This window comes from Amycolatopsis sp. BJA-103, from assembly GCF_002849735.1.
Classification (GTDB): Bacteria; Actinomycetota; Actinomycetes; order Mycobacteriales; family Pseudonocardiaceae; genus Amycolatopsis.
This window is the reverse complement of the sequence record NZ_CP017780.1, coordinates 4,670,858-4,684,190: the sequence shown is the minus strand read 5'-3', so window position 1 is coordinate 4,684,190 and position 13,333 is coordinate 4,670,858. Positions and strand designations below refer to the sequence as shown.

At 69.5% G+C, this 13,333-nt stretch carries 14 protein-coding genes; 4 read left to right on the top strand and 10 right to left on the bottom strand.

Annotation, left to right across the window (positions count from 1 at the left end; all coding sequences use genetic code 11):
- Positions 1-35: 35 nt before the first annotated feature.
- The 9 genes from BKN51_RS20245 to BKN51_RS20205 all read right to left on the bottom strand — a co-directional run bounded on the left by BKN51_RS20245 (position 36) and on the right by BKN51_RS20205 (position 7,450).
- A complete protein-coding gene (locus BKN51_RS20245) occupies positions 36-764 on the bottom strand; it encodes a glycosyltransferase (RefSeq protein WP_101609130.1) in 729 nt (242 codons plus the stop codon).
- A complete protein-coding gene (locus tag BKN51_RS20240) occupies positions 761-2,041 on the bottom strand; it encodes a bifunctional PIG-L family deacetylase/class I SAM-dependent methyltransferase (RefSeq protein ID WP_101609129.1) in 1,281 nt (426 codons plus the stop codon). The genes BKN51_RS20245 and BKN51_RS20240 overlap by 4 nt, the downstream gene beginning before the upstream one ends.
- Positions 2,038-3,033 (bottom strand): acyl-CoA dehydrogenase family protein, encoded by a 996-nt coding sequence (locus BKN51_RS20235; protein WP_101609128.1) that lies wholly within the window; start codon positions 3,031-3,033, stop codon positions 2,038-2,040. Before BKN51_RS20235 ends, BKN51_RS20240 begins: the two co-directional genes overlap by 4 nt.
- 14 nt (positions 3,034-3,047) lie before the next feature.
- A complete protein-coding gene (locus BKN51_RS20230) occupies positions 3,048-5,123 on the bottom strand; it encodes a catalase (RefSeq protein ID WP_101609127.1) in 2,076 nt (691 codons plus the stop codon).
- 64 nt (positions 5,124-5,187) lie between these two features.
- Positions 5,188-5,601, bottom strand: a complete 414-nt coding sequence (locus BKN51_RS20225) for a DUF4383 domain-containing protein (RefSeq protein WP_101609126.1) — start codon at positions 5,599-5,601, stop codon at positions 5,188-5,190.
- A gap of 25 nt (positions 5,602-5,626) precedes the next feature.
- Entirely contained in the window at positions 5,627-6,064 is a 438-nt protein-coding gene (locus BKN51_RS20220; RefSeq protein WP_101609125.1) for an SRPBCC family protein, read from the bottom strand.
- A 29-nt stretch (positions 6,065-6,093) separates the two neighbouring features.
- On the bottom strand, positions 6,094-6,501 hold the full coding sequence (locus tag BKN51_RS20215; protein WP_101609124.1) for an SRPBCC family protein: 408 nt from the start codon (positions 6,499-6,501) through the stop codon (positions 6,094-6,096).
- A gap of 117 nt (positions 6,502-6,618) precedes the next feature.
- Positions 6,619-6,945, bottom strand: a complete 327-nt coding sequence (locus BKN51_RS20210) for a DUF6292 family protein (RefSeq protein WP_101609123.1) — start codon at positions 6,943-6,945, stop codon at positions 6,619-6,621.
- 64 nt (positions 6,946-7,009) lie between these two features.
- Positions 7,010-7,450, bottom strand: a complete 441-nt coding sequence (locus BKN51_RS20205; protein WP_101609122.1) for an Hsp20/alpha crystallin family protein — start codon at positions 7,448-7,450, stop codon at positions 7,010-7,012.
- 106 nt (positions 7,451-7,556) lie between these two features.
- Between BKN51_RS20205 and BKN51_RS20200 the strand changes: the two genes are divergently transcribed.
- The 4 genes from BKN51_RS20200 to BKN51_RS20185 all read left to right on the top strand — a co-directional run bounded on the left by BKN51_RS20200 (position 7,557) and on the right by BKN51_RS20185 (position 11,890).
- Positions 7,557-8,171 carry an HSP18 transcriptional regulator gene (locus BKN51_RS20200; RefSeq protein WP_101609121.1) on the top strand — a complete coding sequence of 205 codons (615 nt, stop codon included), beginning with the start codon at positions 7,557-7,559 and terminating at the stop codon, positions 8,169-8,171.
- 496 nt (positions 8,172-8,667) lie between these two features.
- Positions 8,668-10,008 carry an MFS transporter gene (locus tag BKN51_RS20195; RefSeq protein ID WP_233224268.1) on the top strand — a complete coding sequence of 447 codons (1,341 nt, stop codon included), beginning with the start codon at positions 8,668-8,670 and terminating at the stop codon, positions 10,006-10,008.
- 2 nt (positions 10,009-10,010) lie between these two features.
- Complete coding sequence (locus BKN51_RS20190; protein WP_101613340.1) at positions 10,011-11,144, top strand: ROK family transcriptional regulator; 1,134 nt, start codon at positions 10,011-10,013, stop codon at positions 11,142-11,144.
- Between the two features lie 14 nt (positions 11,145-11,158).
- Positions 11,159-11,890 carry an SDR family NAD(P)-dependent oxidoreductase gene (locus BKN51_RS20185; RefSeq protein ID WP_101609120.1) on the top strand — a complete coding sequence of 244 codons (732 nt, stop codon included), beginning with the start codon at positions 11,159-11,161 and terminating at the stop codon, positions 11,888-11,890.
- Here BKN51_RS20185 and BKN51_RS20180 read toward each other — a convergent pair.
- Positions 11,867-13,315 carry an MFS transporter gene (locus BKN51_RS20180; protein ID WP_233224278.1) on the bottom strand — a complete coding sequence of 483 codons (1,449 nt, stop codon included), beginning with the start codon at positions 13,313-13,315 and terminating at the stop codon, positions 11,867-11,869. The two genes, BKN51_RS20185 and BKN51_RS20180, sit on opposite strands and share 24 nt — an antisense overlap.
- Between the last annotated feature and the right edge of the window lie 18 nt (positions 13,316-13,333).

Below are 13,333 nucleotides of genomic sequence, written 5' to 3'. Positions count from 1 at the left end.
CCGTTCAGGCCACGACATCGAGAAGACTCACCCGATCAACCTAGCCGCCGCTCGGCCCGGCGGTCCAGGCGACCGGAAGTGGTGAGCGCGCGCAGCAGCGTCGAGAGACCGTCCGGCGCCCGGCCGTCCAACCGGGCGCTCGTCATCACCTTCGCCTCCTCGGCATAGGCCAGCCGGAAACCGGCGTGGGCGAGGCGGCGCCACAGGTCGTGGTCTTCGGCGGTCCGGAGCGGGAGGAAACCGCCGACCGCGTGATAGGCGCTGGCCCTGATCGCCAGGTTGGCGCCGTAGACGTTCCCGTGACCGGCCGGGTTCCGCACGTTCGCCAGCAGCGCTTCGTAACGTGGCTGAGCGGGGGGCGCCAATCGGGCGTTCAGTTCCGCTGTTCCGGCGACGGCGTCCCAGCCCGCGTCCGCCCGGTGGACATGCCGGACCGCCCAGTCGCGGTCGACGACGGTGTCCGCGTCCGTGCTCAGCAGCAGGGTGCGGGCCGAGGCGTGATGATCCAGGCCACGGAGCAGATGCCGCGCGCCCAGCGCCCGGATCGCTCCTATCGTCAGATCGCGAGTGTTGACGAGGACCTCGGTTCCCGCGTCTCGGGCCAGGTCGGCGGTGCTGTCGCGGCAGCGGTCGGCGATCACGCAGACCCGGCGTTCCAGACCCGGAGGCAGTTCGCGCAGGGCGGCGGCCAGCGCGCGCAGGCAGGCCGGGAGGCGGGTTTCCTCGTCGCGCGCCGGGATCAGCACACCCACGGACGTGATCAACGGCGTTCCAGGACGTCGACCAGGAAGTCGTCCTCGGTGTGCGTCACGAGACTCCGCAGGCCGGGATGCGCCCGCAGCCGTTCGTGGACCTCCACGCCGTGGTGAGGAGCGTCCGGAGCCTGTGGGCGCCAGTGCACGGCCAGGACCTGTCCATCCGGTCGCAGTGACGCCACGGTGCGGTCCAGCGTCGCCTTCAGATCGGCTTCGCTCAGGTAGTAGAGGATTTCGCTCAGTACCACCAGATCCGCCGGGCCACGCAGGTCGCCGGGAAGCGAACCCGCGGAAAGCTCCACAGTGGACAGATGCGCCAGGCGATCCCGCGCGGACGACAGAGCGGCGGGAACCGGGTCGAACGCGTGGACCCGGTCGCAGCGGCCGGCGAGCTCCAGCGTCAGCGCACCCGTGCCGCACGCGGGTTCCACGGCGAGGGCGTAGCGCTCGCGCGGCAGAGCGGCCAGGGCGACCGTCCTCTTGCGACGCTCGTACCAGCTGTCCATCGTCCATGGGTCGGGCTCGCGGTAGAGCGTCTCGAATCTGCTCACCGGCGTCGAGGTCGTCCTCGGTTCGTGGAACAGGATCTCCCGGTCGCGCGCGAAATGTTCCAGCACCTCCGGTGCCAGGATCGGGTCCTCGCCTCTCGGGCCGGGTTCCAGCTGTGACCGGAAGACTTGGACGGCTTTCGCCTTGACCGCCGCGGTCGCGTCGTCTAGCCGGACCTCCGCGGCCCGGGCCCACGGGATGGCCGGATCGTCCGGCGCCACGAGGTGCCAGAGCCAGATCGGGTAGGACCACCGGTGCGCGCCCAGCGGCGCGGCCCGGAACGCGGCCCGGCCCGCCACCCGGTGGTCCGGATGCGGATCTTCCGGCCACGGTGCCAGACAGAGCTCGGTGTCCGCCGCGACCGCACGGACGATGTCGGACAGTTCGGGCTCGTGCTCGATCAGCGCCGAGTCCGGAAGTCCCGCCCATACCGGCTCCACGTCGCCCATTCCCTGGCACCGCAGCGACTCCAGGAGTTCGACCCGGCGACGCGCGCCGAGAGCCCGGCGCTCGGAGGGCGAGGAGCCGGGGAACGCGGCCTCCCCGTCCGTGGCGACGACCAGCCGGATTTCGGCTCCACGGGCGTGCAAACGCTGGATGAGCCCGGAGACTCCCAGGGTCTCGTCGTCCGGGTGCGCGGCGACGACACAGACGCGGCGGACGTCCTCGGCCGGGAACGGCGGGAGCCGCGCCAGGTCGCGCCAGCCCGCTTCGGTGTGGAAAGGGCCCCAGGTCATCGCCGCCCGTCCTTCAGCAGTTCGGCGCCCAGCGCGGCGAGGTCGCGGGCTCCGTGATGCTGCCGGACGTAGACCATCAGGTCGGCCAGCTGCTGGGGCAGCCGCCGGTCGCGGCAGAGCGCCGTCGGCCCGGTGATCTCCGGCGCGCGGTCGAGGACCTGCCGGGCGGTGTGCTCGACGGCGGCCCGGCAGATTCCGGTCAGCAGCGGCAGATCCTCGCCCGGTTCGGTGTCGATGACGCCCGCCGTCCGCACGAGCAGCGCGTCGGCCTGGTGGATCGCGGTGTGGAGCGCGCCGAGGTGGGCGTACTGATGGTCGTCCGCCGAGCCCCGGGCCAGCAGGTACGCCGTCACGGAATCCAGGACGGCCGCGCAGCCGCCGAGCCACACCGCGGCGACGCCCGCGCCGCCGAGAGCGAACCCCGGCCGGGACACGTACCAGCCCGGCTCGCCGACGATATGGGCCGCGGTCACCGGGACCCCGTCGAACCGGACGTCACCGCTGTCGGAGGCGTCCATCCCGATCGCCTGCCACGTTTCCGGCAGTGCTTGGACGCCCGGTTCGTCCAGGCCGATCTCGAGCAGGATCGGCGGTCCGTCTTCGAAGTCCGCCACCACCAAGGCGCGGTCGAGGACTTGGGCGCCGGAGCAGAACCGGACGGTACCGGTGAGGGCGCCGCCCACGACGGCCGCGCCGGTCCCGCCCGAGCGGGCGGCCCAGACGCCGTACAGCGCGTCCGGCACGGGTTCACGACCGGCTTCGGCGAGGATCGCGAGGGCATCGGTGTGCCCTTCGGCGAGCCGCCCGAGCACGAGATCGCGGCGCCCGAGCCCGGCGAGCGTCGTCCAGCGGCCCCACGTGTCGCCTTCGCCGGGGCGCGGCAGGTCGAGGACGGCGTTCGCCATCAGCAGCCGCACCATGGTGGTGATGGTCTCGACGGATCGCGGCCCCGGCAAAGGTTCCGGTGCGGCCGGTTCGAGCAAGGTCTTCATCAAGGTACGAGTCCTCAGCCGTTCATCACTCGTTCGGCCCGCTCCCAAACGCGGTGCAATCCCACGGTGGCCAGCAGCTCCGAGGAGAACGGTTTGGCGACCTCGTCGGCGAGCACGATCCCCGGCGCGTCGACGTCAATCCCGGCGTCGAGGAGAACCTGCCGTCCGTCGCCCCACGCGCCGATGGCCTTGCAGTGCCGGAAGGTCTCCTGCAACAGCACGGTCAGCTTGATGTCGTGCAGACCGGCCGTGCCACCGGCGACCACCACCGCGTCGAATTCGATGGACCGGGCGGTGAGGAAGGTCCTTTCCACCGCCTGCTGCCCGCGTCCCCGTTTCAGCGTTCCGCCTGCCGGCGCGAGAACCCGCAGAACCGCGCCCTGGGCCTCGACGGTCCGGCGGAGTTTGCCGATCCCGCCGAGATCGGCGCCGTGCGCCGCCACGACCCCGATGATGCGGCCCGCGACCGGGCCGGGGCCCGAGGGGATCTGCGACAGCGCGGCCGAAGGGACGACGTCTTCGGCGGGAGTACCTTCCGGAGCGGGCAGCCCGAGTCCTTCGGCGACCGCCGCGCACAGTTCGGCGTCGACACGGGCGAGCGACACGAGGACCCGTTCCTGGATCGACTGTGCGAAGCACTTTCCCAGCTCGAACGTGAACGCTTCGATCACGTGGATCTTCTCGATCCCGGACAAGCTCTTCCAGAAGAGCGTGGCCTGCGAGAAGTGATCGTCGAACGAGACCGGGTTGGCCCGCACCTTCGGGCCCGAGACCTCGATGGGCCGGTGGACGTAGGCGCCTTCGGCTTCCGTCGCCGTCGTCGGCAGAGCGTCGTCGACACTGTTGGGCAGATACGGGGCCTGCCCGTGGTGGATGAGGGTCTGGTGCATCCCGTCACGCAGATTGTCGTTCACTGCCACATGCGGGCAGTTGATCGGGAGCTGGGTGAAGTTGGGGCCGCCGAGCCGGGTGAGCTGAGTGTCCAGATAGGAGAACAGCCTCGCCTGCATCAGCGGGTCGTCGGTCACCTCGATGCCAGGCACCAGGTTGCCGGTGTGGAAGGCGACCTGTTCGGTCTCGGCGAAGTAGTTGGTCGGGTTCCGGTCCAGGGTGAGCTTGCCGACCAGCTGGACCTCGGCGAGTTCCTCCGGGACGAGCTTGGTGGGGTCGAGCAGGTCGATCCCCTCGAACATCTCGTCGTCGGAGTCCGGCATGACCTGCAGGCCGAGCTCGTACTCCAGCGGTGCACCGGCGTCGATGCCGTCGGCCATGTCCCGGCGGTGGAAGTCGGGATCGGCACCCGCGGCGATCTGGGCTTCTTCCCAGACCAGGGAGTGCACGCCGGCGACCGGTTTCCAGTGGAACTTCACCAGGCTGCTCTGACCCTCGGCGTCGACCAGCCGGAAGGTGTGCACCCCGAAGCCTTCCATCGTCCGGTAAGAGCGGGGGATCCCGCGGTCGGACATGGCCCACATGACGTGATGCGTCGCTTCGGTGTGCAGGGAGACGAAGTCCCAGAAAGTGTCGTGCGCCGTCTGTGCCTGCGGGATTTCCCGGTCCGGATGGGGCTTGCCCGCGTGGATGACGTCGGGGAACTTGATGCCGTCCTGGATGAAGAAGACCGGCATGTTGTTGCCGACCAGGTCGAAGTTTCCTTCGTCCGTGTAGAACTTCACCGCAAAGCCGCGGACGTCCCGGACGGTGTCCGCGGAGCCCCGCGAACCCAGCACCGTCGAGAACCGCACGAAGACGGGAGTCTCCCGGCCCTTCTCCAGAAAACCGGCCTTGGTCACCGAGGACGCGTTGCCGTAGGCGCGGAAAGTGCCGTGTGCGGCCGCGCCTCGCGCGTGGACGACCCGCTCCGGAATACGTTCGTGGTCGAAATGGGTGATCTTTTCGCGGAGGTGGAAATCCTCCATCAAGGACGGTCCTCGCGGGCCCGCCTTCAACGAGTGGTCGGTGTCCGGCAGCCGGACCCCTTGCGCCGTCGTCAGATAGTTCCCGCGCTGCCCCTCACCCGACCGGCCGGCTGTCGCGTTCGACTCGTCTTCAGCCGGTGTTGTTCGCTCGCGCTGACGTTTCGGGGGCATGATTCTCCTAGCCGAGAGTGGTGGTGCTCGGTGAGTGCGATGGGCGAAGTGCCCGTGGTTCCGGCTATTCGCGCACCGTCTCCGAAGGCCGTTCCGCCTGCCGGACGACGACGATCGCCACGGCGAGAGCCACGAGCGAGGTCAGTGCGTGAAGGACGTTGTCCGCCCAGTTGAGATTAACCGCGTCTCCGGCCGACGTCGTCGACGCGGAGAGGATGCCGAAACCGGTGAGTCCGGCGAATGCCACGAAGACGAACCAGCTGTAGAGGGAAATCAAGGCAGGCCTCAGTACCGCGATGAGCCCGATCACCCCCGTCGCGACGCGGAGGAGGTCCAGCATGCCTGTCGAGCTGAAGATCCAGACCGTGTTCTCTCCGGTCTGGTCGGTCTCGGGCACGAAGAAAAAGCCGAGGACCCCGACGGTGAGGTGGACGAGAGCCAAGACCAGCACTGTCACACGGAGAGTCGGTTTGCTCATCGGACCACCTCCGCCTCGTCGGTGCTCATTCCTTGGTGCTGAAAATCCGGACGAGGCTGTCCTCGGTGTCCTTGCCGACCTTTTCGAACACGAGTTTGGCGATGGGGGAGGCGAGTTTCGCCGCGCCATGGAATTCGATGGTGGCGTGATAAGTGAGTTCGGCCGTCCCGTTTCCGCCGGTGGTGACCGTGATGTCGTCGGTCGAGGTCGCGGTGTCGTTCTTGCCGACGAAGACCACCCGGCCGGGTTCGAGGCGGGTCAGTTCATAGGTCAGCTCGGTCTCCATCCCGCCGATCTTGGACACGTTGTGCCACCGGGTGCCGACGGCGACCGGGCCGGGGCTGGTCTGCTCGCACGTCACCGTGCCCGGATCCCATTCGGTGGCGCGGGAGAAGTCGCGCAGATAATCGACGACGGCCTCAGGGGTGGCGTCGACGGTGAAATTCCGGGTGACTTCGACCATGGTGATCCTCCTCGGCGGGTATGCCGTTTTCAGCGGCTTTCCGCGGCTTGTTTGATGCCGGAGAGGGTTTCCTGCAGGCCCCGATCGACCTGATCCCCTTCGGTGCGTTCGGTGTGCAACTCGACGACGAGGGTGGCGTTCCGCTCCGTGTCACCGGGTCCGATGTGGAGTTTCCCGTGATAGTCGTGCGGTCCGGCGGCGCCCCATTCCAGGCTTTTGCCGTCTTCGACCACCTTGATCCAGGCCTCGCCCGCCACGTCCTGTTCCGGCGCGTCTTCCGGGTCGATCCGTGCGGTGACGTCGACCTTGTCGCCGCCCGAGGGTTCCGCGGAAGTCAGCCGGGGCATGTATTTCGGAAGATTGTGCACGTCGGCGAGGTACGAGAACAGAAGTGCCGGAGGTACGCCGACGGTGATCGATTGCCGATAGTCGCCCATGAACACCCACTCCGAATCGAGGTCTGCGTCGCTCTTGATCGAGCTGTGTCCCGGATACCCGGACAGAGCGGCTTTACACCTCTCGAATTCGAGGTGCCGGATTCGGCGCGTGGTGGTTCAGCCCGCGGTGGACCTGACGAAGTGGGCGACCCGGGCGGGTGACGGTAGCGGGGAATCCCCGCCGAGCCGACGGACCACGGAAAGATCGTTCCCGGACTGGGTTTCGGTGGCGAGAGCCCAGCCGCCGAGTTCGTCCCAGAGCAGGGCGACGTCGCGCTCGGGATGGTTCCGCAGCCGGACGTCCAGGGCGATGTAGGCGGAGACGGGGCTGTCGTAATCGACGGTGCAGGATTCGAGCCCGATGCCCAGCGCGTCGGCGACTTCGGCGAGATACGCCCAGAGCGCGGGGGCCGTGAGGTGCGGGTGGGTGAGGGACGCGGTCAAGACGAATGCCCTTCCTGCCTCGGGGTCCGGTGCGGGACCGCCGGTCCCGCACCGGACGAGGTGCTCAGGCCTGGATCTTCTTGCGTTCGGTGTCGGTGCCCGCGACTTCGATGCGCCGGGGCTTGGCCTTCTCGGCGACCGGGATGCGCAGGGTCAGCACGCCGGCTTCGTAGTCCGCGGTGATGCGGTCGGTGTCGAGGGCCTCGCCGAGGAACAGCTGACGGGAGAAGACACCCAAGGGCCGTTCCGACACCTGCATCCGGACTTCGCGCCCGGTGGCGGGCCGTCGTTCCGCCTTGACGGTCAGGACGTTGCGTTCGATGTCCAGCTCGATGGCGTCGGCCGCGACGCCGGGGAGATCGAAGCAGACGACGAAATCTTCACCGTCGCGATAGGCGTCCATCGGCATCGCGGCGGGTTTCGACCAGGTTCCGGGGGTCGCGTTGCCGAACACCTGCTGGGTGAGACGGTCCAGCTCACGGAACGGGTCGGTGCGCATCAACATGGGTTCCACCTCCTGGGTTCGGGTTCTCTGGCGTCAACACGCCCCTTTGTTCTAGCATGTCATCGGATGGATGACAACTGGGAAGTCGTCGAGGGGATGACAAAAGATGAACGCGATTCCGGCCCGGACGGTGCAGACCGTGCACGACGTGGTGGCCGCCGCCCGTGCCGGCGCCGCGAAATCCGAAGACCTGCTGGCCGCTCTGGCCGCCCTGCGGGCGGTCCGGGAGGAACTGAGCGCCTGGGAACCGGAACTCATCGCGGCGGCCCGCGACGGCGGGACCAGCTGGAACACCCTGGCGCCGGTTTTGGGGGTGGCGAGTCGCCAGGCGGCGGAACGGCGATTCCTGCGGCTGCGGCCCTCCGCGACCGGCGAGAACACGGGGGAGGGCCGCGTGGACGCGGAACGGGATCGGCGGGCGGGTGATCGGGCTGTGGCGGACTGGGCCCGGCGCAACGCGACGGTCCTGCGACGGCTGGCCGGGCAGGCCGGCGCCCTGCGCGGATTGGACGCCGGCGCGCAGGCAAGCGCCGATCGGCTCGGCGTGGCCCTGGGCGAGGACGACGCGACCAGTCTCCTGCGGCCGCTGGCCGACCTGCGCGACCACTTGCCCGGTGAACACGGCGGGTTCGCCGAGCGGCTCGCCGAGATCGGCGAGCGCACCGACCGGATCCGGCAGGACGCGCTCGACCATCGCCGGGGCGGCACCACTTCGTCGTGATGGGGTGCGGATAGGGACAGGCAGTCGTGCGCTGACTGTCCACACGGGACACTGCTGGCGAGGGAAGGGCGAGGTGGCATGTGGGTCGAGTTGGTCGTGAGTGGCGTTTCGGGTTATTGAGGGGTAAGTCACCGTGGCGTGTTCGGGCGGGTTGGGCGTTCGCGCGTGATCGGGCGGCGATCACGTGTGATTGAAGACGGATCTCGTGTGATGGGGTGACGTTCACGGAGTTCGGCTTCTGATCACGTGAGATCCGGCTTCAATCACGCGAGTCACGCCCTCGCTCACCTTTGGTGCAGACACGACGCCACCTTGCGTCGCGAAAGCCACTTTCGCGACGTCTGATGTCCCGAAAGTGGCTTTCGCGACACGGCCGCCCGGCATTGCCTTTTCGGCCCCTCTCGTCTGGCCGTTCGTCCATCGACGCACCGAAATCCTCCTCGGGGACCCGTGCGATCACTAGTTTGGTGTTCGTCGCACAAAAAGGGGGATCCCGATGGTGTCGGACCTGGCGAGCGCTCCGCCGATGTCGCCGAGGCGGGCGCGGTTCGTGCGGAACTGGACCAGCAGGCTGGTCGCGTTCGGCGAGTTCATCGACGGCTACGACCTGCTGGTCATCGGCGCCGCCGTGCTGTTCCTCAAGCCGTATTTCCAGCTCACCGCGTTCCAGGTCGGGCTCGTGACCGCCGCGGCGTTCGTGGGTACGGCACTGGGCCTGGTGGTCTTCGGCGATCTGTCCGACCGGTTCGGCCGCCGGGTGATCTTCATGATCAACCTGGTGTTCTTCGTGGTGGCGTCCATCGCCGCGGCGTTCGTCCAGGAGGTGTGGCAGCTGGTCGCGGCCAGGTTCGTGCTCGGTGTCGCGGTGGGCATGGACATCCCGACCTCGCACGCCTTTCTCACCGAGATCGCGCCCAAGTCCCGTCGCGGCCGGATCGCGGGCAGCCTGCCCAACATGATGTGGCTGAGCGGCGCCATCTCGTCGGTGCTGTGCGCGTTGGCGCTCCAGCCGTTGTTCGGTGACGAGACCTGGCGGTGGCTCTTCGGGCTCGCCGCGCTCCCGGCGGCCGCGGTCCTGGTGGCGAGGCAGTTCCTGCCGGAGTCGCCTCGGTGGCTGAGTGCGCGCGGCCGCGATGAGGAGGCGCAGCGGATCTACGACGCCCTGGGGTTGGAGCCGCCGAAGCGCGAGGTCGTGGAGAAGCGGAGCTACCGGATGTTGTTGTCCGGCGGTGCGTGGCGGCGGCTGGCGACGGTCACGGCGTTCTTCGCGATCCAGGCCTTCGGGGGCGCGGTGGCGACGGTCGCGGGACCGTTGATCATCAGCAGTACGGGCATCGGGGTGTCCAACACGCTGTACTTCTCGCTGCTGGGTTTCGTGGTGGGGTTGATCGCGGTGGCGCTCGGCGCCCTGGTCATCGACCGAATCAACCGCCGCTGGCTGGGCGTGTGGACGTGTCTCGGCGTGTTCGGCGCCGGGCTGGGCATCGCGTTCACCGGCGAGCGGGCCGGCGTCGGACTGGTGGCCTTCTGGGTCGTGTACGCCATGCTGACCTGGTTCGGCCCGGGCGTGTTGTCGTGGGTGTGGAGCACCGAGGCGTTCCCCACCTCGCTGCGAGGGCTGGGATCCGGTATCGCCCAGTGCGCGACCCGGCTCGCGATCGCGCTCAACGTCTTCCTGGCGCCCATGCTGGCGCAGAAGCACGGCATCACGATCGTCGCGTGGTACGCCGGTGCGTTCTTGGTCAGCGCGGTGATCGTGCTGGTGTCGCCATGGCTGGCCACCACGGGTGTCGAGCTCGAGGAAACCAACAGTGTCGAGTCCGGAAAGCCGGCGTGAAGATGAACCACCCAGCCCTCAGCGGAACCCGGCCGCGCCAGGCCCGGCAGGCCAACACGGCCGCCGTGCTCCAACTGCTCGTCCAGCGCGGTCCGCTTGCGCGCAGCGACATCGCGAAGGAGCTGTCCCTCAACCACGGCAGCGTCAGCAGGATCATCGAACCTCTGCTGTCGGCCGGAATCGTCCGCGAACTCGTCGAGCAGTCCACCCGGGTCGGCAGGCCCCGGGTGCCGGTGGAGCTCAACCCGTCCGGCCGGTACGCGGTCGGCGTGCACCTCGGCCTCGAACGGACCACGGTCGGACTGATCGACCTTGCCGGTCACAGCGTCAGGACACAGACCGAGAACCGTGATCCGGCGGACAGCGCCGCCACGCTGAGCCGCGCCGCCGAACTGGCGGCCGGGCTGGCGGAGTCCGCGCCGGGACCGGTGCTGGGCATCGGAGTGGCCGTCGGCGGTGAGGTGGACCGGGTGGCAGGCCGGGTCGTGCGCAACGACGTGCTGGGATGGGCCGACGTCGGAGTCGCCGACGTGGTGCGTGAGCGGACCGGGCTCGACGTCGTGGTGGACGGGAACGTGTGCGCCCTGCTGGGCGCCGAACTCACCTTCGGCGCGGGGCTGGGCCAGGACAAGGTTTCGTACCTGTTCGTCGGCAACGTCGCGGAGACGGGGTTCCTCAGCCGGCCGGTGGGGACGTCTTCGGACGGCATCATCCAAGGCGGCTTCGGCCGCATCCTCGTTCCCGGTCTCACCGATGCCGGTCACGGACCCTTCGGCGAACGCGGGACGGACGTGGCGTTGCTCGCCGCGGCCCGGTCCGCCGGCCTCGTGGCGACCTCGCTGACGGACCTGATCCGCTTGGCGGACACGGATCCGGTCGCGATCGGGCTCCTCGAAGCGCGCAGCGCCCAAGTGGCTCTGGTGGCCGACACGGTGTACGACCTGATGCGCCCGCGCATGATCATCCTCGGTGGCAGCGGCGCGCCGTCGGACCGATGGCTCGACGCGGTGCGCGAACGCGTCGAGACGACTCCGCCGGAGGCGCTGGCCCGGCCACGGTCACCGGGCAACCCGCTGGTCACCGCCGCGGCGGGACTCGTCGTGCGCGCCTTCTTCACCAGGGGAACCGCCGAATGAGCAGGGGAACGGTCATGAACGACGTGGTGGTGCTCGGCGGCGCGGGCGGTATCGGCTCGGCCGTCGTCCGTGCTCTGCTGGCGGAGGGACGACGGGTCGCGGCGGTGGACGTCGCGCCACCGCCGCCGGAACTGGCCGACATCCCGTGGATCCGTGGTGACGCAACGGATCCGGCCGTGATCGGCACCGCGTTCGACGCGCTCGGTGGCGTGACCGGGCTGGTGCATTGCCTGCTGAGCGAGCATCGCGCTCCCCTCGCCGAGCAGACACCGGACGCGCTGCGCCGGGTGCTGGACATCGGCGCGGTGTCCGCGCTGGAACCGTTGCGGCAACTGGTCGCCCGCGCCGGCGGAAGGCCGTGCGCCGCGGTGCTGGTCAGTTCGATCCACGCGGGCCTGGCCTGGGGCGGGCAGGCGCCGTACGCGATGGCCAAGGCCGCGCTGGAGGCTCTCGGCCGCGCGGCCGCCGTGGAATTCGGACCGCGAGGGCTCCGGTGCAACGTCGTCCGGCCCGGGTTCGTCATGGTGCCGCGTAACGCGCATCGCTGGAAGGACAAGGCCACCCGTGAAGCGCTGACCGAGGTGCAGCCACTCGGGGAGCTCGGCCGGCCCGAGGACGTCGCGCGCGTGATCGCCTTCCTGCTCAGCGATCAGGCCAGGCTCGTCTCCGGTGAGACCGTCACCGTGGACGGCGCGATGACCGCCGCCCTGCCCGAGCCGGGTTCACCCGGAGTTGGCGGGCTCTGAAACCTCGGCGGGGCTCGAATCGCCGGACGGCGGGACGTGCCGCAGAACGACCGCGGCCATCACGGCCAGCGCGAGAATGGCGGCGCCGGTGATGGCGGCGGAGAGGTTGAGCCCGCTGGTGAACGCTTCCTTGGCCTGCGCCAGCAGCGCGGGGGAGACGTGGGGCGCGGACACGGCCCCGGACAGGCTCTCGCCGACAGCAGGGGCGGCGTCGGTCATCCGATCGCGGTACACCAGTGTGGTCAGGCTGCCCAGCATGGCCACTCCCATGGCGACGCCGAGTTCCTGGACGGTCTCGGACATCGCGGCGGCGGAGCCTGCCCTGTCGGCGGGGGTGGTGCCGACCACCAGGTCGGAGCCGAGCGCCCCCACCGAGCCGAATCCGAGGTACACCAAGGCGAATCCGCTCACGATCAGGCCGATGCTGTCGGGGCCGCGCACCTGGGTGAGCAGCACGTAGCCGAGGGCGGACAGCACGAGGGTGCCCGAGACGACGTAGCCGGGCCGCACGCGCCGCGCGAGCAGGGGCGCGCCGATGGCGGCCACGACCATCGCCAGTGCGGGTGGGCCCATCCAGGCGCCCGCGGCCAGCGGGGAGAGTTCTTCGACGAGCTGTAAGTGCTGAGTGACCAGATAAAGCGCACCGCCGACGCCGACGAGTCCCACCAAGAGAACACCGAGGGCGGTGCCGGACGAGCGATCGGTGAACAGCGCGACGTCGAGCAGCGGATCGCTCAGGCGGCGCTGGCGGTGGACGAAGGCGAGGGTGAAGGCCGCGCTGGCCACCAGCGTGACGATGGTCTGGACGTCGAAGCCGTGGGCGGCCGCGTGCTTGATCGCGTAGACCAAGGGAAGGATCGCGCCCAGCGAGAGCGCGACGCTGACCAGGTCGACCCGTCCGGAGTCGGCGGCGCGATACTCCGGCAGCAGCACCGGCGCGGTCACGAGCACGAGCGCGGCGATGGGAATCGCGAGCAGGAACGCCGAGCCCCACCAGAAGGACTCCAGCAGCACACCGCCGACGAGTGGCCCGGCGGCCATGCCGAGGGCGAAGGTGGTCGCCCACACGCCGATCGCCAGTGCCCGTTGCCGGGCGTCGGTGAACATGTTGGTGATCAGGGCGAGGCAGGACGGCATGAGCGTCGCGCCCGCCACGCCCAGCAAGGCTCGTGCCGCGATGAGGATCTCGGCACTGGGCGCGAAGGCGGCGACGATCGAGACGAGGCCGAACGCCGCGGTGCCGATCATGAGAAGACGGCGCCGGCCGAGACGGTCGCCGATCGCGCCCATCGTGACCAGCAGCCCGGCGATCACGAGTCCGTAGGAGTCGAGGATCCACAGCGCTTGCGTGCTGGTCGGCCGCAGATCGACCGAGAGAGCCGGGAGAGCGAGGTAGAGCAGGGTCACGTCGAGCCCGAGCAACATCGTCGGCAGGGCGAGGAC

Bases quoted from the DNA above. Each gene is read 5' to 3' on its own strand.
- BKN51_RS20240 (WP_101609129.1), bottom strand. From the start codon at position 2,041: ATGACCTGGGGCCCTTTCCACACCGAAGCGGGCTGGCGCGACCTGGCG.
- BKN51_RS20235 (WP_101609128.1), bottom strand. From the start codon at position 3,033: ATGAAGACCTTGCTCGAACCGGCCGCACCGGAACCTTTGCCGGGGCCG.
- BKN51_RS20230 (WP_101609127.1), bottom strand. From the start codon at position 5,123: ATGCCCCCGAAACGTCAGCGCGAGCGAACAACACCGGCTGAAGACGAG.
- BKN51_RS20225 (WP_101609126.1), bottom strand. From the start codon at position 5,601: ATGAGCAAACCGACTCTCCGTGTGACAGTGCTGGTCTTGGCTCTCGTC.
- BKN51_RS20220 (WP_101609125.1), bottom strand. From the start codon at position 6,064: ATGGTCGAAGTCACCCGGAATTTCACCGTCGACGCCACCCCTGAGGCC.
- BKN51_RS20215 (WP_101609124.1), bottom strand. From the start codon at position 6,501: ATGGGCGACTATCGGCAATCGATCACCGTCGGCGTACCTCCGGCACTT.
- BKN51_RS20205 (WP_101609122.1), bottom strand. From the start codon at position 7,450: ATGTTGATGCGCACCGACCCGTTCCGTGAGCTGGACCGTCTCACCCAG.
- BKN51_RS20200 (WP_101609121.1), top strand. From the start codon at position 7,557: ATGAACGCGATTCCGGCCCGGACGGTGCAGACCGTGCACGACGTGGTG.
- BKN51_RS20195 (WP_233224268.1), top strand. From the start codon at position 8,668: ATGGTGTCGGACCTGGCGAGCGCTCCGCCGATGTCGCCGAGGCGGGCG.
- BKN51_RS20190 (WP_101613340.1), top strand. From the start codon at position 10,011: ATGAACCACCCAGCCCTCAGCGGAACCCGGCCGCGCCAGGCCCGGCAG.
- BKN51_RS20185 (WP_101609120.1), top strand. From the start codon at position 11,159: ATGAACGACGTGGTGGTGCTCGGCGGCGCGGGCGGTATCGGCTCGGCC.
- BKN51_RS20180 (WP_233224278.1), bottom strand. From the start codon at position 13,315: ATGTTGCTCGGGCTCGACGTGACCCTGCTCTACCTCGCTCTCCCGGCT.